Annotated in this window: 16 protein-coding genes, 1 tRNA gene and 1 pseudogene; 10 read left to right on the plus strand and 8 right to left on the minus strand. The window is 65.3% G+C overall.

What is annotated here, in order from left to right:
- Window positions 1-13: 13 nt before the first annotated feature.
- From H8B02_RS08265 to metC, 5 genes are all read right to left on the minus strand, one after another.
- Entirely contained in the window at window positions 14-1,279 is a 1,266-nt protein-coding gene (locus tag H8B02_RS08265) for a CpaE/TadZ family protein (protein ID WP_229165751.1), read from the minus strand.
- Window positions 1,276-2,016 carry a CpaD family pilus assembly protein gene (locus H8B02_RS08270; RefSeq protein ID WP_229165752.1) on the minus strand — a complete coding sequence of 247 codons (741 nt, stop codon included), beginning with the start codon at window positions 2,014-2,016 and terminating at the stop codon, window positions 1,276-1,278. The genes H8B02_RS08265 and H8B02_RS08270 overlap by 4 nt, the downstream gene beginning before the upstream one ends.
- Before the next feature lie 27 nt (window positions 2,017-2,043).
- A complete protein-coding gene (locus H8B02_RS08275; protein ID WP_376711619.1) occupies window positions 2,044-3,510 on the minus strand; it encodes a type II and III secretion system protein family protein in 1,467 nt (488 codons plus the stop codon).
- 13 nt (window positions 3,511-3,523) lie between these two features.
- Window positions 3,524-4,327, minus strand: a complete 804-nt coding sequence (cpaB, locus tag H8B02_RS08280) for a Flp pilus assembly protein CpaB (protein ID WP_229165753.1) — start codon at window positions 4,325-4,327, stop codon at window positions 3,524-3,526.
- 283 nt (window positions 4,328-4,610) lie between these two features.
- Window positions 4,611-5,807 (minus strand): cystathionine beta-lyase, encoded by a 1,197-nt coding sequence (gene metC, locus H8B02_RS08285; protein WP_229165754.1) that lies wholly within the window; start codon window positions 5,805-5,807, stop codon window positions 4,611-4,613.
- A gap of 329 nt (window positions 5,808-6,136) precedes the next feature.
- Between metC and H8B02_RS08290 the strand changes: the two genes are divergently transcribed.
- From H8B02_RS08290 to H8B02_RS08305, 4 genes are read left to right on the plus strand one after another with little or no spacing between them, the layout of a single operon-like run.
- Window positions 6,137-7,153 (plus strand): amino acid ABC transporter substrate-binding protein, encoded by a 1,017-nt coding sequence (locus H8B02_RS08290; RefSeq protein ID WP_173642910.1) that lies wholly within the window; start codon window positions 6,137-6,139, stop codon window positions 7,151-7,153.
- A gap of 24 nt (window positions 7,154-7,177) precedes the next feature.
- Window positions 7,178-8,383, plus strand: coding sequence for an amino acid ABC transporter permease (locus H8B02_RS08295; protein WP_229165755.1), 1,206 nt, complete (start codon window positions 7,178-7,180; stop codon window positions 8,381-8,383).
- Entirely contained in the window at window positions 8,380-9,900 is a 1,521-nt protein-coding gene (locus H8B02_RS08300) for an amino acid ABC transporter permease (protein ID WP_229165756.1), read from the plus strand. Before H8B02_RS08295 ends, H8B02_RS08300 begins: the two co-directional genes overlap by 4 nt.
- Before the next feature lie 11 nt (window positions 9,901-9,911).
- Complete coding sequence (locus H8B02_RS08305; protein WP_029083902.1) at window positions 9,912-10,652, plus strand: amino acid ABC transporter ATP-binding protein; 741 nt, start codon at window positions 9,912-9,914, stop codon at window positions 10,650-10,652.
- 110 nt (window positions 10,653-10,762) lie between these two features.
- Here H8B02_RS08305 and H8B02_RS08310 read toward each other — a convergent pair whose 3' ends face one another.
- The gene (locus tag H8B02_RS08310) at window positions 10,763-11,797 is read right to left on the minus strand and encodes a cysteine synthase A (protein WP_229165757.1); all 1,035 of its coding nucleotides are present in this window, start codon (window positions 11,795-11,797) and stop codon (window positions 10,763-10,765) included.
- 589 nt (window positions 11,798-12,386) lie between these two features.
- Here H8B02_RS08310 and H8B02_RS08315 point away from each other — a divergent pair.
- From H8B02_RS08315 to H8B02_RS08340, 6 genes and pseudogenes are all read left to right on the plus strand, one after another.
- Window positions 12,387-13,883, plus strand: coding sequence for an efflux transporter outer membrane subunit (locus H8B02_RS08315; RefSeq protein WP_376711620.1), 1,497 nt, complete (start codon window positions 12,387-12,389; stop codon window positions 13,881-13,883).
- The gene (locus tag H8B02_RS08320; protein WP_229165758.1) at window positions 13,873-15,336 is read left to right on the plus strand and encodes an efflux RND transporter periplasmic adaptor subunit; all 1,464 of its coding nucleotides are present in this window, start codon (window positions 13,873-13,875) and stop codon (window positions 15,334-15,336) included. Before H8B02_RS08315 ends, H8B02_RS08320 begins: the two co-directional genes overlap by 11 nt.
- Before the next feature lie 48 nt (window positions 15,337-15,384).
- A pseudogene (locus H8B02_RS08325) lies at window positions 15,385-18,512 on the plus strand (efflux RND transporter permease subunit).
- Window positions 18,509-21,613 carry an efflux RND transporter permease subunit gene (locus H8B02_RS08330; RefSeq protein ID WP_229165759.1) on the plus strand — a complete coding sequence of 1,035 codons (3,105 nt, stop codon included), beginning with the start codon at window positions 18,509-18,511 and terminating at the stop codon, window positions 21,611-21,613. Before H8B02_RS08325 ends, H8B02_RS08330 begins: the two are co-directional and overlap by 4 nt.
- 37 nt (window positions 21,614-21,650) lie before the next feature.
- The gene (locus H8B02_RS08335) at window positions 21,651-22,376 is read left to right on the plus strand and encodes a tRNA-uridine aminocarboxypropyltransferase (RefSeq protein WP_229165760.1); all 726 of its coding nucleotides are present in this window, start codon (window positions 21,651-21,653) and stop codon (window positions 22,374-22,376) included.
- Between the two features lie 55 nt (window positions 22,377-22,431).
- Window positions 22,432-22,505: transfer RNA gene (locus H8B02_RS08340), tRNA-Cys, on the plus strand.
- A 43-nt stretch (window positions 22,506-22,548) separates the two neighbouring features.
- On the opposite strand, the gene H8B02_RS08345 is transcribed toward H8B02_RS08340, so the two are convergent.
- On the minus strand, window positions 22,549-22,731 hold the full coding sequence (locus H8B02_RS08345) for a hypothetical protein (RefSeq protein ID WP_092114503.1): 183 nt from the start codon (window positions 22,729-22,731) through the stop codon (window positions 22,549-22,551).
- Window positions 22,732-23,161: 430 nt separating this feature from the next.
- A partial coding sequence (locus H8B02_RS08350) for a TetR/AcrR family transcriptional regulator (protein ID WP_229165761.1) occupies window positions 23,162-23,776 on the minus strand: 615 nt, incomplete at its 5' end.

The raw sequence follows: 23,776 nt of genomic DNA on the forward strand, positions 1-23,776 counted from the left end.
AAAGTCCGGAAGGCTAGCTGGCGGCGCGGCGTCCATCGTTTCGACGCGACTGCAGCTTCCTGAGGATCGGCGACAGGAACGACTCGCGCGTCTCGGCGAGATTGGGGCGGCCGGTCAGGCGTTGTGCGATCTGCAGGAAGGTCCTTGTGGTGCGGTGACGCGCGGAGACTTCCGCGATCATCTGACCGTTGTTGGCGGCCTCACCGAACAACCTGCAATCGAATGGGATGGTCGCGATCGGCTGGCTCTCGATCGTCTTGGCGAAGTCCTTGACCTCGATCTCGGGTCGCTTCGACATGCCGACCTGGTTCAGGCAGTAGAGCGGCGGGCGGTCGTTCGGACGCGCGGTCCGCAACATGTTCATCATGTTCTTGGTGTTGCGCATGTTGGCAAGGTCGGGCTCAGCGACGATCAGGATGTCGTCGGCGCCGACCAGCACGCGTTTGGTCCAGGCGGTCCATTGATGAGGAACGTCGAGCACGATGCAGGACGTGGTCATGCGCATCGTATCGAAGATGGCATCGAATGCTTCGGCGCCGAAATCGTAGACCTGGTCGAGCGTGGCCGGTGCCGCCAGCAGGCTCAGGTGATCGCCGCATTTTGCCAGCAGGCGCTCCATGAAGGCACTGTCCGGGCGCTCGGGCGAGAACACGGCGTTGGCGATGCCCTGTGTCGGATCCTGGTTGTAGTCGAGGCCGGCGGTGCCGAAGGCGAGGTCGAGATCGACCACGACCGAATCTAGCCCGAGGTCGCGCGCGATGGTCCAGGCGACATTGTGAGCGATGGTCGAGGCGCCGACGCCGCCCTTGGCGCCCGCGACCGCGATCAGGCGGCCCACAGAGACTGCTTCCGAGGACGAGAACAGGCCGCAGATCGAGCGCACGATGTCGAGCACCTTGACCGGCCCGATGACGTAGTCGTTGACACCGCGCCGGACCAATTCGCGATACGGTGCAGTCTCGCCGGGCATGCCGAGCACGACGACGCGGGTGCCGGGATCGCAGACCGTGGCGAGTTCGTCGAGACCGGCGAGCAAATCAATGTCCGGCTCGGTCTCCAGCATGATGACGTTGGGCGTCGGCGCCTTGTGATAGGCGTCGATGGCGGCGGCGATGCCGCCCATATGGACGGAGAGGTGGGCCTTGGCGAGCCGGCGGTCTTCGGCGGCGGCGCGCGCCGTCGTGGCGGTCGCAACGCTGGCGCAGAAGGCCTGCACGGAAATCCGTGGCGCCGGCGCGATGTGGTCGTTGGCGTGCTGTGGCTCGTCTTGTTCGGTCATTTCCCGGCGTCGCTCAGCTTGGCTCTATCGGCTTCGGGGTAGGTGGTCGCGGTGGACTCACCCTTGCCGTATTTCTGGAACGCGACCGACCGGCGCGGCGTGTAGGATGCGGTTTCGGTCCGCGGCTGCACGAGGTCGGACGGATTGGCGACCATCGCAGCCAAATTGTGCTGCGTGGCGCAGCCGAAATTGTCCCACTGCTTGTTCTCGTTGTAGCTGGGATTGTAGATCGAGGGACCCAGGTCGCTCGGCCACAAGCCGCAGGGGCCGGCGACCGCGGCCATCTTCGAATAGCTGAGGCGAATGGTCGGCAGCGCGCGCGGATCGTCGACGCGATAGGAGCGCCTGACGATGGCGTGGGCGGGCACGCCCATCGACGCCAGCACGCCGCGGATCTCCTGATACACCGCTTGCGCCGAGCGCGCATTCGAGGTGTCGGCCGGCACGTCGATCGCGATCGCGCCGGTGCCGTCGCGGCGCCAGGTGCGGGCCATCCCCATGACGTCGTCGCGTTGCGTTTCGGTGAGATTGCCGCGGGCGCGGCCCACGAACACGACGATCGACTGCTCGCCCTCGGTGACGGCGATCGGATGCCGCTGCCGGTAGTCGTCGGGCACCGTGCCGGTGGCAATATTGTCGCCGGTTAGATTGCAGCCGCCGAGCGCGATCGCGGTGGCGACGAGGGCGCCGGACAGCGACAGCGTCCTCGCATGGCCGGCTCGTGTGTGGCGTGTCATCATGGCATCCCCCAACCCTTCAGCGCCTCAGTCGATGATGAAGCCGAAATTGACCGGCGTGGCGCCGATCGGCTCGGCACGGGCGGCAACGCCGTAGATGCGATTGACGCGCGCCAGCAGCGCCGACTGCGCGTCGGAGGCCGGGGCGAACCCGTCATCGGGACGGGACAATTCCTTCTGCGCAACCGCGCGCACCACATACGGCGTTACGATGACCATGAGCTCGGTCTCGTTGTTGACGAAGTCCTGGCTCCTGAACAGCTGTCCGAGGACCGGGATCTGATCGACGCCAGGCATTCCGTTGATGGCCTGCTTGGTCTGCTCCTGGATCAATCCGGCCATCGCGATCGAGCCGCCCGAGGGCACTTCTAGGGTGGTGTCGGCACGGCGGGTCTTGATCGAGGGAATGGTCGTGCCGCCTTGGCCGCCGGTCAACGCGTTGTCCATCGAGACTTCGGAAACCTCGGTCATCACCTTCAGGCTGATGCGCCCCTCGGACAGCACCACCGGGGTGAAGTTGAGCGAGATGCCGAACTTCTTGAAGCTGACGGTCTGGACGCAATTCCCGATCGTGCCCGACGTCGTCGTCTGGCAGGTGACGCCGGTCGGAATTGGAAACTCGCCGCCTGACACGAAGGTCGCGGACTCGCCGGAGATCGCTGTGAGGTTCGGCTCGGCCAGCGTCTTCACCACGCCCGCGCTTTCCATCGCGCGCAGCGTCGCGGTGACGGTCGGCACGCCGAGCTTGTTCAGGGCCGCGCCGGCCAGCACGTTGCTGGCGAGCGGTCCGTTGTTGGCGGTGAAGGCGTTGGCGTTGTTGAAGACCACCGCGGCGGTGCCGTAATTCATGTTGGCGCTGAGATCGACTCCGAGCTGCTTGACGACGTCGCGCCGCACTTCGGCGACGGTGACCTTCAGCATCACCTGGTCGCGGCCGCGCACCACGATCGAGTTGACGACCTTGTCGGGGCCGCCGACGAGCTTGGCTGCGATGTCGCCGGCCTGCTGGGCCTCGACCGGGCTTGCCACCGTGCCGGTCAGCACCACGCTCTCGCCGACACCCTCGATCTGGACGCCCGGCAGCATCTGCTTCAGCGCGGCACGCATGCCGTTGAGGTCACGCTTGATCGCGATGTCGTAGGACGCGACCTGGTTGCCGTCGGCGTCGAAGAACACCACGTTGGTCTGGCCGACCGCGGCGCCGATGATATAGGCGCGCTGCGCCGAGCGGATCACGGCGTTGGCGATCTTGGGATCGGCGACCAGAACGTCCTTGGCTTCGCGCGGCAGGTCGACCACCACCGACTTGCCGACGCCGAGCGAGACGAAGCGCGTCTTGGCGGCGATGCTGCTCGTCACCGCGACGTCCGCGTTCTTGTCGGGATCGGTCGCGCTGGCGAGGGCAGGGATCAGCATCAGGGCGGTGACCGCCGAGAATGACAGCGAGCGGACCAGCGTGGTCCGCCTCGCCAGTTGTGTTGCAGCAATTGTCATATCGAAGCCCCCATCACTTCTGTGTCGTCTGAGAGCTCGGGATGCCGAAACGCACCACCCGAATGCTCTCGCCCCGCTTCGGGGCCTGGTCTCTGGTCTCGTCGGTCTTCTCGTTGACGTCGGCGATGCTGCGCAGCGCCAGCGCCAGCGTGCCGCTCTGCCGTGCCCGCGCGAGCGTCTCGGCCTGTTCGGGCTTGAGCTCGAGGGTCACGGTCTTGCCGATGAGGGAGTTATTGCCGTCCTTCTCTTTCGGCGCCTGGTCGATCGCCAGCACGCGGACGTTGGACAGCAGGATTTCGGTGGTGATGATGTCGCGGCTGCCCTGTTGCTGATCGGGATTCTTGTCGCGTCGCGACAGGATCACGTCGACGCGGTCGTTGGGCAGGATGAAGCCGCCGGCGCCGGTCTCGGGCGAGATTTCCGTGGAGATCGCGCGCATGCCGGTGGGCAGGATCGCGGCCATGAAGCCGCTGCCATTGGCCTTGACCAGTTTTTGCTCGCGGATCGGCTCGCCGACGATGAAGGGAGCGCGTGCGATCGAGCCGATGACGTCGTTCATGGCGTCGGCATTGGTATCGTGGCGGATGAACGCGCTGCTCGCGGTCTCGGCTGGCCAGCGCTGCCATTGCACGTCTTCAGGCTTGACCGACTGACCGAGCCCGATGTCGGACTTCGCCACCAGCACCTCGACGGTCGGCAGTTGTACCACTGGTGGCGCGACCGGCGCCGGTTTGCGATCGCCAACGCTCGCGAGATACATGGCCGCGAGGCCTGCGACGCCGGCGATGCCGAGGACCACGATGCGTGCCGTCTTCATGCGATTGTCTGAATGCCCTTAACGCAGGGCAGTCACGTCCTTGCGGCACTGACAGCCCTTCCCGGGAGCATCAGTACGGCCGCAAAAGTATAAGGGAACTTGATGGAAGGTCCGGACAATTCAGGGATTGGTGGGGATGGTGAACGGCGAGTTATCGGCGCCCGTCGCATCTCCGCAGAATCCCGGAGATCGTGCGTGCGCAACGCGTGCGACGTTAGTCGCAACGCGGCGACTTGGCCGGTCGGTCGTGGTTAATATCGTCTAACGCAACCGGCGTGGAAAGTCAGAGCGCGGCCTTCAACGCGGCAAAGCCGCGATCGAGATCAGCCTTGAGGTCGTCGAGATTCTCGAGCCCGATATGCAGCCGCAACGTCGGCCCACCCGGCGACCATTTGGTCGCGCTGCGATAGTCGCTGCAGTCGAACGGGATGGCGAGGCTTTCGAAGCCGCCCCAGGAAAAGCCCATGCCGAACAGCGTGAGCGTGTTGAGCATCGCATCGACCGCGGTCTGCGGCACAGGCTTCAGCACGATGCTGAACAGGCCGGAGGCGCCGGTGAAGTCGCGCTTCCAGATCGCATGCCCCGGATCGGTCTCGAGGCCAGGGTGCAGCACCCGAGCGACCTCCGGCCGCGCGCCAAGCCAGCGCGCGATCTCGAGCCCGGAGCGGTGGTGCTGCGCCAGCCGCACCGACAGCGTCCGGACACCGCGCAGCGCGAGATAGACGTCGTCTGGGCCGGCGCAGACGCCGAGCAGGCGGATCGCCTCCTGCACCAGCGGCCAGGCTTTCGCATTGGCCGAGATGGTGCCGAACATGATGTCGGAGTGGCCGCCGATATACTTCGTGCCGGCCTGCATGCTGATGTCGACGCCCTGTTCGAGCGAGCGGTGATAGAGCGCCGTCGCCCAGGTGTTGTCGTCGATCATCAGCGCGCCGCGGGCATGTGCCACGGCCGAGATCGCGCGGACGTCGGGCATCTCGAAGGATTGCGAACCGGGCGCCTCGATCAGCACCGCGCGGGTATTCGGCTTGAACAGCGTCTCGATGCCGGCGCCGAGCAGCGGATCGAAATAGCTGGTCTCGATGCCGTAGCGCTTCAGCATGTTGTCGCAGAAATTGCGGGTCGGCCGATAGGCGTTGTCGCACACCAGCAGGTGATCGCCGGCCTTCAGCACCGCGAGCAGCGTGGTGCTGATCGCTGCCAGTCCCGACGGGGCGAGGCCGACGCCGGCGCATTGCGGGCCCTCCAGCGCCATCAGCACGTCCTGCAGCGCCCGCGTGGTCGGGCTGCCGTGGCGGCCATAGGTAAATTCGGCGCGATGGGCGCGGAGGTCCTCGGCGGTCGGATAGAGCACGGTCGAGCCGTGAAAGACCGGCGGATTGACGAAGCCCTTCTGGGCCTTGGTGTCGCGGCCGGCCGTGACCAGGCGGGTCGCGGCGTCGTGCGGGCGGGAGGGCATGGAGCCGTCGGAGGAGGTCATGGTTTGCTGCCGTTAGATTTTAGACTTTTTGCCGCAGCCGTACCGCGTCGGGAAGACAGGGCCACGCCGGGAGGTGTTACTAACAAGACGTAGAAGACGTGCGTCAACCCCTTGACCCGGCTCGTCAGTCGCTATGTGATGCGCCGCAACTACCAGTCGCCGCACGTTGAGGGGCCTGCCGCGACCTACGATCCGTTGCCTGGCCGGTTTGCACGTCAAACTGACTGTCAGATCAGCATCTTTTGCTGCAAGGGATCATTGGGATGGCCCGTGAACGCGAGGCGATCACAAAGCAAAACGTCCAACGGACGACCCTGAAAGGCCTACCCATGAAACGCGTATCCCTGGCTGTTCTCCTTGCCGCTGCCGCTGCCTTGTCGGTCCAGTCCGCCTCGGCGCAAACCCTCAAGACGGTCAAGGACCGGGGCCAGCTGTCCTGCGGCGTCAGCCAGGGCCTGCCTGGCTTTTCATCACCGGACGACAAGGGGAACTGGACCGGGATCGACGTCGACGTGTGCCGGGCCATTGCCGCAGTGGTGCTCGACGACCCGACCAAGGTCAAGTTCGTGCCGCTGTCGGCCAAGGATCGCTTCACCGCGCTGCAATCCGGCGAGATCGACGTGCTGTCGCGCAACACCACCTGGACGGTGTCGCGCGATACCTCGCTCGGCGCCAATTTCACCGGCGTGACCTATTATGACGGACAGGGCTTCATGGTGAAGAAGTCGCTCAAGGTCAATTCGGCGCTCGAACTGAACAGCGCTTCGGTCTGCGTGCAGACCGGCACCACGACGGAGCAGAACCTCGCCGACTTCTTCAAGGGCAACAACATGAAGTACGAGGTGATCGCGTTCGGCAGCATTGACGAAGCCGTCAAAGCCTATGAATCCGGACGCTGCGACGTCTTCACTGACGACGCGTCCGGGCTCTATGCGAGCCGTCTGAAGCTCGCGAACCCGGCCGATCACATCGTGCTGCCGGAAATCATTTCCAAGGAGCCGCTGGGGCCGATGGTGCGCCACGGCGACGACCAGTGGTTCGACATCGTGAAGTGGACGCTGTTTGCGATGATCAATGCCGAGGAGCTCGGCATCACCCAGAAGAATGTCGACACGATGCTCAAATCGGACAAGCCGGAGATGAAGCGGGTGCTCGGCACCGACGGCAATCTGGGTGAACAACTCGGCCTGACCAAGGACTGGGTGGTGCGCATCGTCAAGGCGGTCGGCAATTACGGCGAGACCTTCGAGCGCAATGTCGGCGCCGGCTCGCCGCTCGGCATCGCCCGTGGCGTCAACAATCTCTGGAACAAGGGCGGGATCCAGTACGCGCCGCCGATCCGCTGATCGGTCCGGCCAACGGCTGCCGCGATGAGCATCGCGCCCCGCAAACCGCCGCTGCAATTTGCCCTCAGGCTGAAGCGTGCGCTTGGCGGCAAGACCGGCTGGAACGGATTGGCCGCCCAGATTGCCTTCGCTGCGATCCTCGCCTGGATCGCCTATGAGATCGTGGCGAATGCGCGGACGAACCTGGAGACCCAGCACATTGCGTCGGGCTTCGGCTTCCTCAATTACAATGCGGGCTTTGACGTCAATCAGAGCCTGATCGCCTACAACAACTCCGACACCTACTGGCGGGTGTTCTTCGTCGGCTTGTTGAACACGATCCTGGTCTCGGTGATCGGCATTGTCTTTGCCACCGTGATCGGCTTCGTCGTTGCGCTGTGCCGGTTGTCGCCGAACTGGCTGCTGTCGCGGATCGGCGGCATCTATGTCGAGATCGTCAGGAACTTGCCGGTCTTGTTCCAGATCCTGTTCTGGTACCTCGCTGTGCTCGCGGCGCTGCCGGCGCCGCGGCAGAGCATCTCGATCTTCAGTACGTTCTTCCTCAACAATCGCGGCCTGATCGTGCCGCAGCCGGTCAGCGAACCGGGGCTCTATCCGTTCCTCGCCGCGCTCGCGGTCGGCATTGTCGTGGCGCTGGGCTTGCGGCACCACGCGCGGCGTGCCCTGTTCCAGCGCGGGCAGATGATCCGGATCTGGCCCTATGTGCTGGGTTGCCTGGTCGGACTGCCGCTGGTCTCGATGCTGATGTTCGGTTGGCCGTTGAAGTTCGAGCTGCCGCAGCTGAAAGGCTTCAACTTCGCCGGCGGCGCGCGGGTCATCCCCGAATTCGTTGCGCTGACGGTCGCGTTGTCGACCTACACGGCGGCCTTCATTGCCGAGATCGTCCGCGCCGGCGTCATGTCGGTCCACAAGGGACAGATGGAGGCGGGCTCTTCGCTCGGCCTCAGCCGCGCCGCGACGCTGCGGCTGATCGTGGTGCCGCAGGCGATGCGGGTCATCGTGCCGCCGCTGACCAGCCAGTACCTCAATCTCACCAAGAATTCGTCGCTGGCAGTGGCGATCGGCTATCCGGATCTGGTCTCGGTGTTCGCCGGCACCGCGGTAAGCCAGACCGGGCAGGCGATCGAGATCATCGCCATGACGATGGGCGTCTACCTGCTGCTCTCGCTCGCGACGAGCGCGCTGATGAGCGTCTATGGCTGGCGCATCAACCGGAGCATGGCGGCATGACCGATCTGTCCGCCCCGTCCTTTGTCCGGCAGGATCTGGTCGCAGAGCGTGCGGCGCCGGCCAAGACCACCGGCTTCATCGGCTTCGTACGAACGCGGCTGCTGAATTCGCCGGGCAACATCCTGCTCACGATCCTCGGGCTATTGCTGGCCTGGTACATCGTTGTCCCGACGATCAAGTTCCTGCTGGTCGACGCGGTCTGGGCCGGCAAGGATCGCACCGCTTGCCTCGCCGAAAAGGCGGGGCACGAGGTCGGCGCCTGCTGGCCCTATATTGCGGCCAAGCTGACGCAGCTGATCTATGGCTTCTATCCGGAAGCGCAGCGCTGGCGGGTCAATCTGACCTATGGGCTCGGCGCCGCGTTGTTGCTGCCGCTGCTAATGCCGCGCCTGCCGGCCAAGGGCATCAACTCCGGCCTGTTTTTCTTCGCGTTTCCGGTGGTGGCGTTCTTCCTGCTGCATGGCGGCGGCATCGCGGGCTTCGGCGTGAGCTGGACCGCCGGCGTGTTGCAGCTGTTCGAGCAGAGCGTTGGCGGCGCCGGCGATCTGCTGGTCAATCTCAGCAAGAGCTCGGCGATCGCCCCGCTGCCGTGGGCACTGGGCAAGGTGCTTGTCCTGGTCGGCTTTCTGATCCATTGGCTGATCTTTCCGCTGACCTGGCTGCGCGACCAGTTGCAGCTCTCGTCGCTGCCGGTCTGGGGCGATTTCCTGGTCACCGCCGTCATCGTCTCCGCCGTGCTGTTTGTGCTCGGAGGCGGCATGCGGACCGGGCGCAGAGCGCTGGTCGGCAGCCTGCTGACGTTTGCCGGGATAGCCGTTGGCATCAAGCTGATGGGGCTCGATCGCGGCGGCTTTCCCATCGTCGACACGCGACTGTGGGGCGGCCTCCTGGTGACGCTGGTGATCGCGATCACCGGCATCGTTGCCTCGATGCCGATCGGGATTGCGCTCGCGCTCGGCCGTCGCTCGAGCATCCCGCTGATCCGGATCTTCTCGATCGCCTTCATCGAATTCTGGCGCGGCGTGCCGCTGATCACGGTGCTGTTCTTCGCGACCTACATGCTGCCGCTGTTCGTGCCGGGCAATTTCGCCGTCGACGGCCTGTTGCGTGCCCTGATCGGCGTGGCGATCTTTACCGGCGCCTATATGGCCGAGGTGATCAGGGGCGGGTTAGCCGCGGTGGCGCGCGGGCAGGCGGAAGCCGCATCGGCGCTCGGCCTGTCCTGGTGGAAGACGACGTCGCTGATCGTGCTGCCGCAGGCGCTGCGCTACGTCATTCCCGGCATCGTCAACAGCTTCATCTCGCTGTTCAAGGATACCTCGCTGGTGTCGATCGTGGCGCTGTTCGATCTATTGGGTTCCCTGCGGGCATCGTTCTCCGACCCGAACTGGTCGACGCCGACGACGGCCTTTACCGGCTTCGCCTTTGCGGGAATGATCTATTTCGTGTTCTGCTTCGGAATGTCGCGCTACTCGCTGTTCGTCGAACATCGGCTCAACGCTCACCGCCGCCACTGAACAAGGTCACCATGTCCACAACCCCGATCGTCAACATTTCCACGCTCAACAAATGGTACGGCGACTTCCACGTGTTGCGCGACATCAACCTTGAGGTCGGCAAGGGCGAGCGTATCGTGATCTGCGGGCCGTCCGGCTCGGGCAAGTCGACCCTGATCCGCTGCATCAACGCGCTGGAGGAATTCCAGGAGGGCGAGATCGTGGTCGACGGCATCGAGCTCGGCCCGAACCTGCGCCGGGTCGACGAGGTGCGGCGCGAGGTCGGCATGGTGTTTCAGAGCTTCAACCTGTTCCCGCATCTCACCGTGCTCGACAATTGTACGCTGGCGCCGATCTGGGTACGCAATATCCCGAAGAAGGATGCGGAGGCGGCCGCGATGAAGTTCCTCGAGCGGGTCAAGATCCCGCATCAGGCCAACAAGTTTCCCGGCCAGATGTCGGGCGGTCAGCAGCAGCGCGTCGCGATCGCCCGTGCGCTGACCATGAACCCGAAGGTGATGCTGTTCGACGAGCCGACCTCGGCGCTCGACCCGGAAATGGTCAAGGAGGTGCTCGACACCATGGTCGATCTCGCTAGGGAGGGCATGACCATGCTGGTCGTAACCCACGAAATGGGCTTTGCCCGCGAAGTCGCCAACCGCGTCGTGTTCATGGACGCCGGTCAGATCATCGAGTCGAACACGCCGCAGGAATTCTTCGCCAACCCGCAGCATGCGCGGTCGAAGTTGTTCCTGAGCCAGATCTTGCGGTGATTTCCGCTGTCACTGCGAGCGGAGCGAAGCAATCCAATCATCCGCATCGGAAGTATGGATTGCTTCGTCGCAATAGCTCCTCGCAATGACGTCTGTGGGGACGTCGTTCGTCAGACGAACGGCAGCTCGATCTTGCTGCGCTTTTCCAGCCATTCCGGGACCGGCAGATTCTTCGAACGCATGAAGGCCGGGTTGAACAGCTTGGACTGATAGCGGTTGCCGGAGTCGCAGAGAATGGTGACGATGGTCTTGCCGGGACCGAGCTGCTTGGCGAGCTGGATCGCGCCCGCGATGTTGACGCCGGTCGACCCGCCGAGGCACAGGCCTTCGTGCTCCAGCAGTTCGTAGATGATGGTCACGGCTTCCTCGTCGGAGACCAGGAACGCATCGTCGACGTTCGCTGTCTCGATCACCGGTGTCTTGCGTCCGAGGCCTATGCCTTCGGTGATCGAGTCACCCGGCGTCGATTTGACCTGGCCGTTCTTGAACAGCTCGTACATCGCGAAGCCGTGCGGATCGGCACAGGCGGTGACGATGTCCTTGTTCTTTTCCTTCAAATAGCGGCTGATGCCGGCGAGCGTGCCGCCGGTGCCGACCGAGCAGATGAAGCCATCCACCTTGCCGTTGGTCTGCTGCCAGATCTCCGGTCCGGTCGAGTCGTAGTGCGCCTTGGGATTGTCGAGGTTGTTCCACTGGTCGGCGAACAGCACGCCGTTCGGCTCGGTCTTGCGCAACCGCTCGGCGAGACGCCTGCCGAGATGCTGATAGTTGTTCGGATTGGAGTAGGGCAGCGCCGGCGCCTCGACGAGTTCGGCCCCGCACAGGCGGAGCATGTCCTTCTTTTCCTGGCTCTGCGTCTCCGGAATGACGATCAGGGTGCGGTAGCCCCGCGCGCTCGCCACGACCGCAAGTCCGATGCCGGTATTGCCCGCAGTCGATTCGACCACGAGCCCACCGGGCTTCAGATCGCCGCGCTTCTCGGCCTCCAGGATCATCCCCTTGCCGGCGCGATCCTTCACGGATTGGCCGGGATTCATGAATTCGGCCTTGCCGAGAATGGTGCAGCCGGTCAGTTCGGATGCGCGTTTCAGCTTGATGAGGGGGGTGTTGCCGATCGCTTCAATGACGTCTTTGTTGAATGCCATGTCGGGGAATTTCTTTGCCGGTCTGTGTCTTGCTTGCGGCGAACCTAGTGTGCTGATCGAAAAAGGGAAGGGCTTTCGCACTGCGGCAAATGGCGGGTTCACCACACCGAACCCGACTGGCGCGCACCACATGGGCATCGCGGAGGAGGCCGTTTTGCAGCGGGCTGGTCGTCTGGCAGAATCGTTCTGCGGCCGGCGCTTTTGCGTCAGTTGCGCGCGATCGACCAAGTCAAGGCCTGACGAGGCGTCGCCTGGCGCGGCGAGATCGTTGTCGCTCCGGCGCATGTTGCGGATTCGGAGCAACAGGGCCGAGAAATCCCCATGAAATCTTCGTAAGAAAGATGACTTCCGGCACCGGTCTGAAGCGCGCGGAAATGCCGTAAAAATAGGGAAAAGTCGGCATTCCGGGTAGCCACGAATCGCTTGCGATGCGACGTCGCACAATCGTGACAGGGCTGTCCGCCCTATCGTCCCAAGGGTAGGATGGGACAGCCAGGTTCCATTGGAAGCATTACCCCGTGCACGTCACCCAGACCATTGCTGACTGCGTCATTCGTCCGCCACGGGCGAAGTCTGGCTTTGGCGGAGAATGGGTGTGACCCAGCCCGCGTCCGTGATGGCGCCTGGAGGCCGGGTCGGCCTCGCCGTCCGCATGCGACGGCTCGCGGGACGATCGCTTGTCGCGCTCGGCCTGGTCGCGGGCTCACCCGGCTGCATTCTGACCCAGGACATCCCCGATCCCGCGCTCGACGTGCCGCAGGGCTACAAGGCCGCGCGTCTGGGCCGGCCGGGCGACGCGCTTCCGACGCTCGACTGGTGGCGAGGCTTCCGCTCCAAGGAGCTGACGAAGCTGATGGAGGAGGCGCAGACCGTCAACCTCGACATCGCCGCCGCCGTGGCGCGCTTCCGGCAGGCCGACGCGCTGGCGCGGCAGGCCGGCGCGGCGCTGCTGCCGACCGTCAATCTCAACGGGTCTGAAACCTATTCGCGCACCTCCGGCTCCAGCGCCAGCGGTCTGACCAATGGCGGCCGCGAGGTAGTGAACTACAGCGCCTCGCTGAGCGCGAGCTACCAGCTCGACTTCTGGGGCCAGAATCGCGACGCCGCGCAGGCGGCGGAGGAGACCGCCGTCGCCAACCGGTTCGACCGCGAGGTGGTGGCGCTGACCACGCTGGCGAGCGTCGCCAACGCCTATTTCACGGTGCTCGCCGCACAGGACCGGCTGCGCACCGCACAGCGCAATATCGCCAGCGCCGAGCGCATCCTCAATGCGATCCGGGAACGTTTCAAGGCCGGTACCGGCTCCGATCTCGATGTCGCCCAGCAGGAGAGCGTGCTGGCCAACCAGCGTGCGCTGGTGCCGCCGCTGCGGCAGACGCTCGACCAGAACATCAACGCGCTCGCGGTGCTGGTGTCGCGGCCGCCAGAGAGCGTGCGCCTCGCCGGCGGCTCGCTCAATTCAGTCGCGATTCCGCGCGTCACGCCGGGCCTGCCGTCCGAATTGCTCACCCAGCGTCCCGATATCCGCAGGCAGGAGGCGCAGCTCGCATCCGCCACCGCCAATGTCGGCAGCGCGCGGGCACAGTTCTTCCCGAGCATCCAGCTGACCGGGACGGGCGGCTACCAGAGCCAGGCGCTGGTCTCGCTGTTCCAGCCGCATGCGGCCTTCTTCAACCTGGTCGGCGGCATGACCCAGCCGATCTTCGATGGCGGCCGGATCCTCGGCAATTTCGAGAACGCGAAGGCGCGGCAGGATGAGCTGCTGCAGACCTATCGCAAGACGGTCGTGCAGTCGTTCACCGATGTCGACAATGCGCTGGTCGCGATCCGCGAGACCACGCGGCGGCTGCAGCTGCAGCGCGACGTGCTGTCGTCGTCGCGGCGCGCCTTCGACCTGGCCGAGCAGCAGCTCAAGGCCGGCACCGCCGACATCGTAACTGTGCTAAACACGCAGCTGACCCTGTTCCAGGCGGAAGACGCTTATTCCCAGGCCCAGCTGGCCCGGCTATTGGCGATCGTGAGCCTGTATCAGGCCTTGGGGGGCGGCTGGGAACCGAAGATGGAAAGACCGGTCGATGCTCTTTAAGCCCGACTCGAGGGACGACGAGAAAAGCTCAGCCCCACGCAAGCGGAGCCTGGTCTCGCGCCTGCTTGGACGCATGGTGTCGCTGCTCATCACACTCGTGATCCTCGGCGGGCTCGGCTATCTCGGTTGGCTTGCTTTCCAGCCTAAACAAAATGGAGGCGGCGGGCGCGGCGCGGGCGCGCGGCCCGATCTGCCGGTGCCGGTGCTCGCGGCCACGCCGCAGGTGCGGGACGTGCCGGTCTATCTCGATGGCGTCGGCTCGGTGAAGGCGCTCAACACCGTCACGGTGCGCTCGCAGGTCGATGGCAAGCTGCTCAAGGTGAACTTCGTCGAGGGCCAGGACGTCAAGAAGGACGACGTGCTCGGCGAGATCGATCCTGCGATCTATCAGGCGCAGTACGACCAGGCCGTCGCCAAGAAGGCGCAGGACGTCGCGCTGCTCACCAACCAGAAGCTCGACCTTACCCGCTATGAGCAGCTGGCCGCCAGCAATGCCGGCTCCAAGCAGCAGGCTGACACGCAGCGTGCGCTGGTGGCGCAGCAGGAGGCGCTGATCAAGGCCGACCAGGCCGCGATCGACAATACGGGCGCGACCCTGGGCTACACCAAGATCGTCGCGCCGATCTCCGGCCGCGCCGGCCTGCGCCAGGTCGACCAGGGCAACATCATCCACGCCTCCGACACCACCGGGCTCGTGATCCTGACCCAGCTGCAACCGATCGCGGTGTGGTTCAGCCTGCCGCAGCAGCAGATCATGCGAGTCAACGCCGCGGCGGCGAAGGGCCAGCTTGCGATCGATGTGTTCGGCAATGACGGCGTCACCGTGATCGATACCGGCAAGCTGACCGGCATCGATAACCAGGTCGATCCGACCACCGGCACGCTGAAGCTGAAGGCCGAACTGCCGAATGCCAGCTACCAGCTCTGGCCCGGCCAGTTCGTCAATGTCCGGCTCAAGGTCGAGACCTTGCCGCAGGCGATCGTGGTGCCGACCTCGGCGGTGCAGCGCGGTCCCGCCGGCACGTTCAGTTACGTCATCGGCGAGGACAGCACTGTCACCGCCAAGCCGGTTACGGTCACGCAGCAGAACGAGCATGAAGCCGTCATCGCCAGCGGCCTGACCACGTCGGACCGCGTCGTGACGACGGGCTTTGCCAATCTCGCGGATGGCTCCAAGGTCGTGGTCGGCAAGGACGACGGGCCGCCGGCCGCCGATCTTGCGCCGCGCAAGCGCGGCCGTACTCCGGACGGCAAGCGCGGGGCGCAAGGCGAGGGCCAGAGCAAGGATCAGGGCAAGGATCAGGGCAAGGACGCCAAGCAGGACGGGCAGGGCGGCGAGCATCGCGGCCGGCGCGACCACAGCGAGGGCGATCCGAAGGGGCAGACCGGACCGGCGCCCGCGCCGGCGGCAGGGGGCGAACAGTCGGGCGGCGCGCCGAAGGCGCAGCCATGACCGACATCCTGACCTCGTAATGTCCGACCTAACAGCGAGCACGCAACCATGAGCGTCTCCGAACCGTTCATCCGCCGACCGATCGCCACCTCGCTGCTCGGCATCGCCCTGATGATCGGCGGCGCGTTGGGCTATTGGGCGTTGCCGGTCTCGGCGCTGCCGCAGGTCGACTTCCCGACCGTACAGGTGACGACGCAACTGCCGGGCGCGAGCCCCGACGTGGTGGCCTCGCTGATCACGGCGCCGCTGGAGCGGCAGCTCGGGCAGATTCCGTCGCTGTCATTGATGAACTCGACCAGCTCGTTCGGCGTCAGCCAGATCTCGCTGCAGTTCGACCTCAACCGCGATATCGACGGCGCTACCCAGGACGTCCAGGCCGCGATCAATGCCGCCGCCGGCATTCTGCCGAAGACGCTGCCGTACCCGCCGGTCTACGCCAAGGTGAATCCGGCCGACGCGCCGGTCATGACCTTGGCGCTGACCTCGGACACGATCTCGCTGCGGGCGATGAGCGATCTGGCCGATACCATCCTCGGACAACGGCTGAGCCAGATCTCCGGCGTCGGCCGGGTCTCGATCCTCGGCGGATTGAAGCCCGCGGTGCGCGTGCAGGCCGACCTGGCGCGGCTTGCGGCCTATGGCATCGCGATGGAGGATCTGCGCAACGCGATCGCCGGCGCCAACGTGTCGGGGCCGAAGGGTTCGCTCGACGGCGCCCAGCAATCCTACACCATCGCCGCCAACGACCAGATCGCCGCTGCCGACGCCTACCGGCCGATCATCATCGCCTATCGCAATGGCTCGCCGGTGACGATCGGCGACGTTGCGCAGATCGTCGACGGGCTCGAGAACGACCGCACCGGAGGCTGGTACCAGGGCACGCCGGCCGTCATCATCGATATCCAGCGCCAGCCCGGCGCCAACGTCATCGACGTCGTCAAGCAGATCCGCGGCGAAATCCCGCGGATGCAGCGGGCCGTTCCGGCCGGCGTCAAGCTGACCGTCGTCTCCGACCGCACCGTCACGATCCGCGCTTCGGTCCACGACGTGCAGTTCACGCTGATCCTGAGCGTCGTGCTGGTGACGCTGGTGGTGCTGCTGTTCCTGCGGTCGCTGCGCGCGACCCTGATCGCCGGCGTCGCCCTGCCGCTGTCGCTGATCACGAGCTTCGGCATCATGTATTTCGCAGGCTTCAGCCTCGACAATCTGTCGCTGATGGCTTTGACCATCGGAACCGGCTTCGTGGTCGACGACGCCATCGTGATGATCGAGAACATCGTCCGCCACATGGAAGACGGCGAGACCGTGATGGAGGCCTCGCTGAAGGGCGCCAGCGAAATCGGCTTCACCGTAATCTCGCTGACGGTGTCGCTGATCGCGGTGTTCATCCCGCTGCTGTTCATGTCCGGCCTGGTCGGCCGCATGTTCCGCGAATTCGCGCTGACCCTGACGATCGCGGTCGTGACCTCCGCGATCGTATCCCTGACGCTGACGCCGATGATGTGCTCGCGGCTGCTCAAGAACATCCATGAGGAGATGGCGGTCCCGGGCCTTGCCGCGGTCAGCCGCGTCATCGACCGCATGGTGGAGTTCTACCATCGCACGCTGCTCTGGGTGCTGCAGCGGCAGCGCGCGACGCTGCTGGTGACATTCGCGACCATCGCGTTGACGCTCATCATGTATGTGCTGGCGCCGAAGGGCTTCCTGCCGCTGCAGGACACGTCCTCGATCACGGCGGTGACCGGGGCCGGCCCGACGTTTCGTTCGCCGAGATGCAGCGCCGCCAGAGCGAGGTCTCCGACCTCATCAAGGCCGACCCCGACGTGGTCGGCGTGGTCTCGGTGATCGGCGCCGGCTCGGTCAATCCGACCACCAATGTCGGCCGCCTGGTGATGACGCTGAAGCCGCTCGACCAGCGGCGTGACGGCGTCGTCAAGGTGATCGAGCGGCTGAAGCAGAAGATCGCGACGGTGCCCGGCATGACCGTCTACTTCCAGCCGGTGCAGGACGTGCAGATATCGACCCAGTCGAGCCGCTCGCAATACCAGTACGCGCTGACCGCGACCGATGCCGCCGAGGTCTCGCAATGGTCGCAGAAGCTCGTCGCCGAGATGCGGCGCGACCCGATCTTCCGCGATGTCTCGTCGGAGGCGCAGGATGGCGGCCTGCGTGCGGCGCTCGACATCAACCGCCAGCGCGCCGGCCAGCTTGGCGTCAGCTTACAAGGCGTCACCGATACACTGAACGACGCCTTCGCGCAGCGGCAGATCTCCACGATCTACGGCCAGGCGAACCAGTACCGCGTGGTGCTCGAGGCGTTGCCGATGTATCAGCGCGATCCCTCGATCCTCGACAAGCTCTATCTGCCGGGCGCCAACGGCGCGCAGGTGCCGCTGTCGGCGGTGGCGACGCTGGTCCGCACCACGGCGCCGCTCGCGATCTCGCACCAGGCGCAATTCCCCTCGGTCTCGCTCAGCTTCAACCTGGCGCCCGGCGAGGCACTCGGCGACGCGGTCGAGGCGGTGAAGGCGATCGAGACCCGGATCGGCATGCCCGGCAGCATCGTCGGCATCTATTCCGGCGACGCCGCCGAATTCGCGCGCTCGCTGGCCGGACAGCCCTGGCTCATCCTGGCGGCGATCATCACGATCTATATCGTGCTCGGCGTGCTCTACGAGAGCTACATCCATCCGATCACGATCCTGTCGACGCTGCCCTCGGCCGGCGTCGGCGCCATCCTGGCCTTGATGCTGTGCGGGCAGGACCTCTCGGTGATCGGCCTGATCGGTATCATCCTGCTGATGGGCATCGTCAAGAAGAACGCGATCATGATGATCGACTTCGCGCTGGAGGCCGAGCGGCATCAGGGCATGTCGTCCTATGACGCGATCGTGCAGGCCTGCCTGTTGCGGTTCCGGCCGATCATGATGACGACGCTGGCCGCGCTGTTCGGCGCGCTGCCGCTCGCGATCGAAAGCGGCACCGGCGCCGAGCTCCGTTTCCCGCTCGGCATTTCGATCATCGGCGGCCTGCTGCTGAGCCAGCTGCTGACGCTCTACACCACGCCGGTGATCTATCTCGCGCTCGACCGGCTCAACCGCCGGATCGAGCGGGCCGTGCCTGAGCCCGGTCCCAGCGGCCCGCCGATCGCGGGTGCCACCGAGGGCATGCAGTGATCTCGATCTCCGAGCCCTTCATCCGCCGGCCGGTGGGCACCACCTTGCTGGCGATCGGGCTGTTCCTGGTCGGGATCGTCGCTTACGAGTTTCTGCCGGTGTCGTCGGTCCCGAATGTCGACTTCCCGACCATCCGGGTGTCGGCGTCGCGGCCCGGCGCCGATCCCTCGGTGATGGCTGCGACTGTCGCCGCGCCGCTGGAGCGCAAGCTCGGCACCATTTCGGGGGTCGACCAGATCACCTCGACGAGTTCGCTCGGCACCACCAGCATCCAGGTGCAGTTCTCGATCGGCCGCAACATCGACCGCGCCGCGCGCGACGTGCAGGCCGCGATCAATGCCTCGCTCGCCGATCTGCCGAGCGACCTGCCGTCGCTGCCCAAGTTCCGCAAGGCCAATCCGGCCGCGGCACCCGTGTTCGTGCTGGCGCTGACCTCGAAGACGATCTCGACCAGCGCGATGTACGACGTCGCCGACACCGTGCTGGCGCAGCGCATCTCGCAGGTGCCGGGGGTCGGCGAGGTGACGGTCAGCGGCGCCGACCAGCCGGCGGTGCGCATTGCGCTCAATCCGGTGTCGCTGGCCAATGCCGGGATCGCGACCGACGACGTCCGGCTCGCGATCATCAATGCCAATCCGCTGGGCCCGCTCGGCATCTTCAATGGCGACCGGCTGAGCGAGACGCTTTCGATCAACAAGCAGATGCGCACCGCGGCCGAGTTCCGCGACATCGTCATCAAGAGCTCGAACGGCAATTTCGTCCGCCTCTCGGATGTCGCCGAGGTTGAGGATTCCGTCCGCAACTCGCGCTCGATCGCCTGGTTCAACAAGCAGCCGGCGGTGTTGATCCAGATCACCAAGCAGGGCGACGCCAACGTCATCGACACCGTCGACGGCGTTCGCAGGATGCTGCCGGAACTGAAGCAGTGGATCCCGGCCGGTGTCGAGATCTCGACCCTGGTGGATCGTACCGGAACGATCCGCGCCAGCGTCGAAGACATGCAGTTCACGCTGCTCGCGACCGCCATGCTGGTCATGGTGGTGGTGTTCGTGTTCCTGCGCAGGATCGTACCGACGATCGCCGCCGGCGTCTCGGTGCCGCTGGCGCTGGCCGGCACCTGCGCCGGGATGTGGCTCGCCGGCTTCTCGATCGACAATCTGTCGCTGATGGCGCTCGCGATCTCCGTCGGCTTCGTGGTCGACGACGCCATCGTGATGATCGAGAACATGTACCGCAATCTCGAGCAGGGCATGGCGCCATATCCGGCCGCGGTCGAGGGCGCCAAGCAGATCGGCTTCACGGTGCTGTCGATCTCGCTGTCGCTGATCGCGGCCTTCACGCCGCTGATCTTCATGGACGGGATCGTCGGCCGGCTGCTGCGCGAGTTCTCGCTGACCCTGACGTTTGCCATCATCGTGTCGACCCTGGTGTCGGTGACGATCACGCCGATGATCTGTGCGCACTACATCAGGGAGGCGACCTCGGATCGCGCCACCTGGTACGATCGCGTCATCGAGGGCACGCTGTCGCGCGTCGTGGCGTTCTATGCGTCGACCCTGCGCATCGTGCTCGGCTATCCCTTCCTGACCTTGGTGGTGTTCTTCGCCACCGTCGCGCTGACGGTGGTGCTGTACGTCAAGACGCCGAAGGCCTATTTCCCGACCGACGACAGCGGTTTCGTGATCGGGGCGACCCGCGCTTCCGCCGACATCTCGTTCCAATCGATGCTCGGTCTGCAGCAGCGGCTCGCCGACATCGTGATGGCGGACCCCGCGGTCGCCGGCATCGGCTCGTCGGTCGGCTCCGGCGGCGGCCCGGGCGGCGCCACCTCCAATCGCGGCACCATGTTCATCAGCCTGAAGCCGCCCGAGGAGCGGGGAGGTCTGTCGACCGCGCAGGTGATCGACCGGCTGCGGCGCAACCTGTTCATGGTGCCGGGCATCCGCCTGTTCATGTTCGCCGCCCAGGATATCCGCACCGGCGGCCGCCAAAGCGATTCCGACTACCAGTACACGCTCGCCTCGACCGATCTCGATCTGTTGCAGAAATGGGCGCCGCTCGTCGCCAAGCGCATGGAGACGGTGGAGGGCATCACCGATGTCTCCGCCGACCGCGACCCCGGCGGCCTGCAGCTCAACCTCGTGATCGACCGCAAGATCGCCTCCAGCCTCGGCGTCCGTGTGCAGGACATCGACAACGCGCTCAACAACGCGTTCTCGCAGCGGCAGATCTCGTACATCTACACCCAGCGCAACCAGTACGTGGTGGTGCTTGAGATCGATCCGAAATTCCAGAGCGACCCGTCGAATCTCGAGCGCATCTACGTCGCCGGCGCCAACGACGTGCAGGTGCCGCTGTCGGCGCTCGTGCATTACCAGCGCGGACTGTCGGCGCTCGCGGTCTATCACTCCGGCGGCTTTCCCTCGACCACGGTGTCGTTCAACCTGCTGCCGGACGTGCCGCTGGAGGTTGCCACCACGAACATCCAGCAGGCGGTCGACGAGCTGCACATGCCCGAGGGCATTCGCGGCAGCTTCGACGGCAATGCCGGCGACTTCAACAAGACCAGCGGGCGGCAGCCGCTGCTGATCCTCGGCGCGCTGGTCGCGATGTATATCGTGCTCGGCGTGCTCTATGAGAGCCTGGCGCATCCGATTACGATCATCTCGACGCTGCCGTCGGCCGGCCTCGGCGCCTTGCTGGCGTTGCAGGTGACCAACACGCCGCTGACAGTGATCGCCTTTGTCGGCATCATCCTGCTGATCGGCATCGTCAAGAAGAACGGCATCATGATGGTCGACTTCGCGCTCGAGGCCGAGCGGCATCAGGGCCTGTCGTCGCGGGATGCGATCTTCGAGGCCTGCCGGGCGCGCTTCCGCCCGATCCTGATGACGACCATGGCCGCGCTGTTCGCCGGCATTCCGCTGGTGATCGCGACCGGCCCGGGCACCGAGCTGCGGCGGCCGCTCGGCATCACCATCATCGGCGGCCTGTTCGTGTCGCAGATCCTGACGCTCTACACCACGCCGGTGATCTATCTGCTGATCGACCGGTTGCGCCGGCGCCCGGCGCCGTCAGGCGTGCACGCGCCGGCGGAATAGGTTGGATTGAACGGCTCGGCACGCGTATAGCGAAGCGATGTCCGAACCGACCGAAGCAAAGACCGAACTTGCCACCGAGATCCCGGAATGCCCGCATTGCGGCAAGCCGATGCCGCTGTGCATCTGCGACAGCGTCACGCCGATCAAAAGCCGGATCCAGCTCCTGATCCTGCAGCACCCGCAGGAGCAGGACAGGGCGCTCGGCACCGCGCGGCTCACCGCGCGGCACTTTGAGAACGCCGTCCTGCGGATCGGGCTGTCCTGGCCGAGCCTTGCCAAGGCTCTCGGCCGGCCGGTGCCCGATCCGTCGCGCTGGGCGGTGCTCTATCTCGGCTCGGCCAAGGTCGAGGATCTCGATACCGACGCCGAGATCGTCGCGATCAATCGCAAGGGCGAGCTGGAGCCGCACCAGCGCGCGATCCTCTCCGACATTGAGGGCATCGTGCTGCTCGACGGCACCTGGAGCCAGGCCAAGGCGCTGTGGTGGCGCAACGCCTGGATGCTGAAGTGCCAGCGGGTGATTCTCGGGCCGAAACGGCCCTCGCTGTACGGCAAGCTGCGCCGGGAACCGCGGCGCGACGGCCTGTCCACCATCGAGGCGGCCGCGATCCTGCTGGCCGGGCTGGAAAAGCGGCCGGATATCGCGGCAGCGTTAACTGATAGTTTCGAGCGGATGCTAGCGAGATTCCGCGAAGTGCAGGCCGAAATGCCGGAATTGGCACCAAAACCGAAGAAGCGGGACTTCCGGAAGCGCCGACGTTAGCTGTCCGGCTTGGTTGCCTATCGCAGAGAGGGCGTATATGAAGTGCGCCGCAAGGGGCCACGTGGCGGAGTGGTTACGCAACGGTCTGCAAAACCGTGTACACCAGTTCAATTCTGGTCGTGGCCTCCACTCATCTCATCAATAGCTTGCAGCCGACAAATGAGAAGCCGCATTAGCTCGCGGCGTACCAGCCTTCAGGAAACGGGATCAGCGGCCACGGCGCCTGGTTGTCATTCGCCGCGCGCGGCGGCGGCTGAATGCGGGGCGAGGGTCGAGCCACGAAATCCTCCTGAGCAATAGGCGCGATCGCCGTTCGCACGGCGTCCAGCAGCAGATCAAATTCGACTTCGCTCATCGCGCTCTCCGAGGTTCGAGAGCGCCATGGTCGCAAAACTGTCTTCGGTCCGGATTGAGCGATTCGTTCGAATTTTATGAAAAGAACGATGGCGCCCGCTTTGGTAAATAAATGTCTGATGACCCCTCGGGGAACCTAGGTCGGCAAGGCCGCTCCTCGAATCACATCTTGCGAAAAACTCTTCCCGGACTTCCCGGCAATATTCATAGCCGTCAAATATCGCAGGAATTTTAGGCAGACGTGACAGTGGAGGCAAGCATCGCAGGATGGTCGGCGATCCCATCTCGCATCGATCCTCATCTCTTGGCGGCATGGTCCGCCAGCGGGACGGCGTCGGGTGCAGCGAGCCGCTCCGAACGGCGTAGATCGTCTACGCCCGCTGTCTATCGCCGCAGCGAAAGGGAAATTCCCGACATCGGCGCGGTCGCGGTCATGCCAGCCCGGCGAGGTCTCCCGGCAGCATGGTCTTGAACTGCGTCAGCACCTGCCGTGCTTTCCGCGGCGGCAGCGTGATCGCGTGACGCACGGCGGCTGCGATCAGCATCATCGTCAGTCCCGAGAAGGTGGCGAGGGTGGCGGCCGGCATGGTGGGTGCAACCCGCCTGACCGCGTCGGACAACAGGCCGGAGAGTACGGCCATGTCGTCCGCATCGAGCTTCTGCAGGGCGCGGTCGGCCTGGGTCGCCTGCCAGATGTCGCGCATGACGGGCTCGCGCATGAACATCTCGTAGTAACTGTCGACGATCCGGCATAGCGCCGGGTGCAGGTCACGCGCGGACGAGACCGCGGCCAGATCGCGCCTGACGCAATCGCGCCCGATGGCGTTATGCCGTTCCGCCAGCGTGCCGATGATCGCGGCCTTGTCGGGGAAATATTGATACAGCGAGCCGAATGCGACGCCGCTGCGTTCGACGATGTCGCTCATGCGGAAGGCCTCGCTGCCTTTCTCCACCATGATCTCGGTCGCGCAGGCGAGGATGCGCTCGAACCGCTCACGGCTGCGCTGTTGCGTGGGAGCAAGCCGCGCCAGCCCGGGCAGGGGGGG

The sequence above is a fragment of the Bradyrhizobium altum genome, assembly GCF_020889705.1.
GTDB lineage: Bacteria > Pseudomonadota > Alphaproteobacteria > Rhizobiales > Xanthobacteraceae > Bradyrhizobium > Bradyrhizobium altum.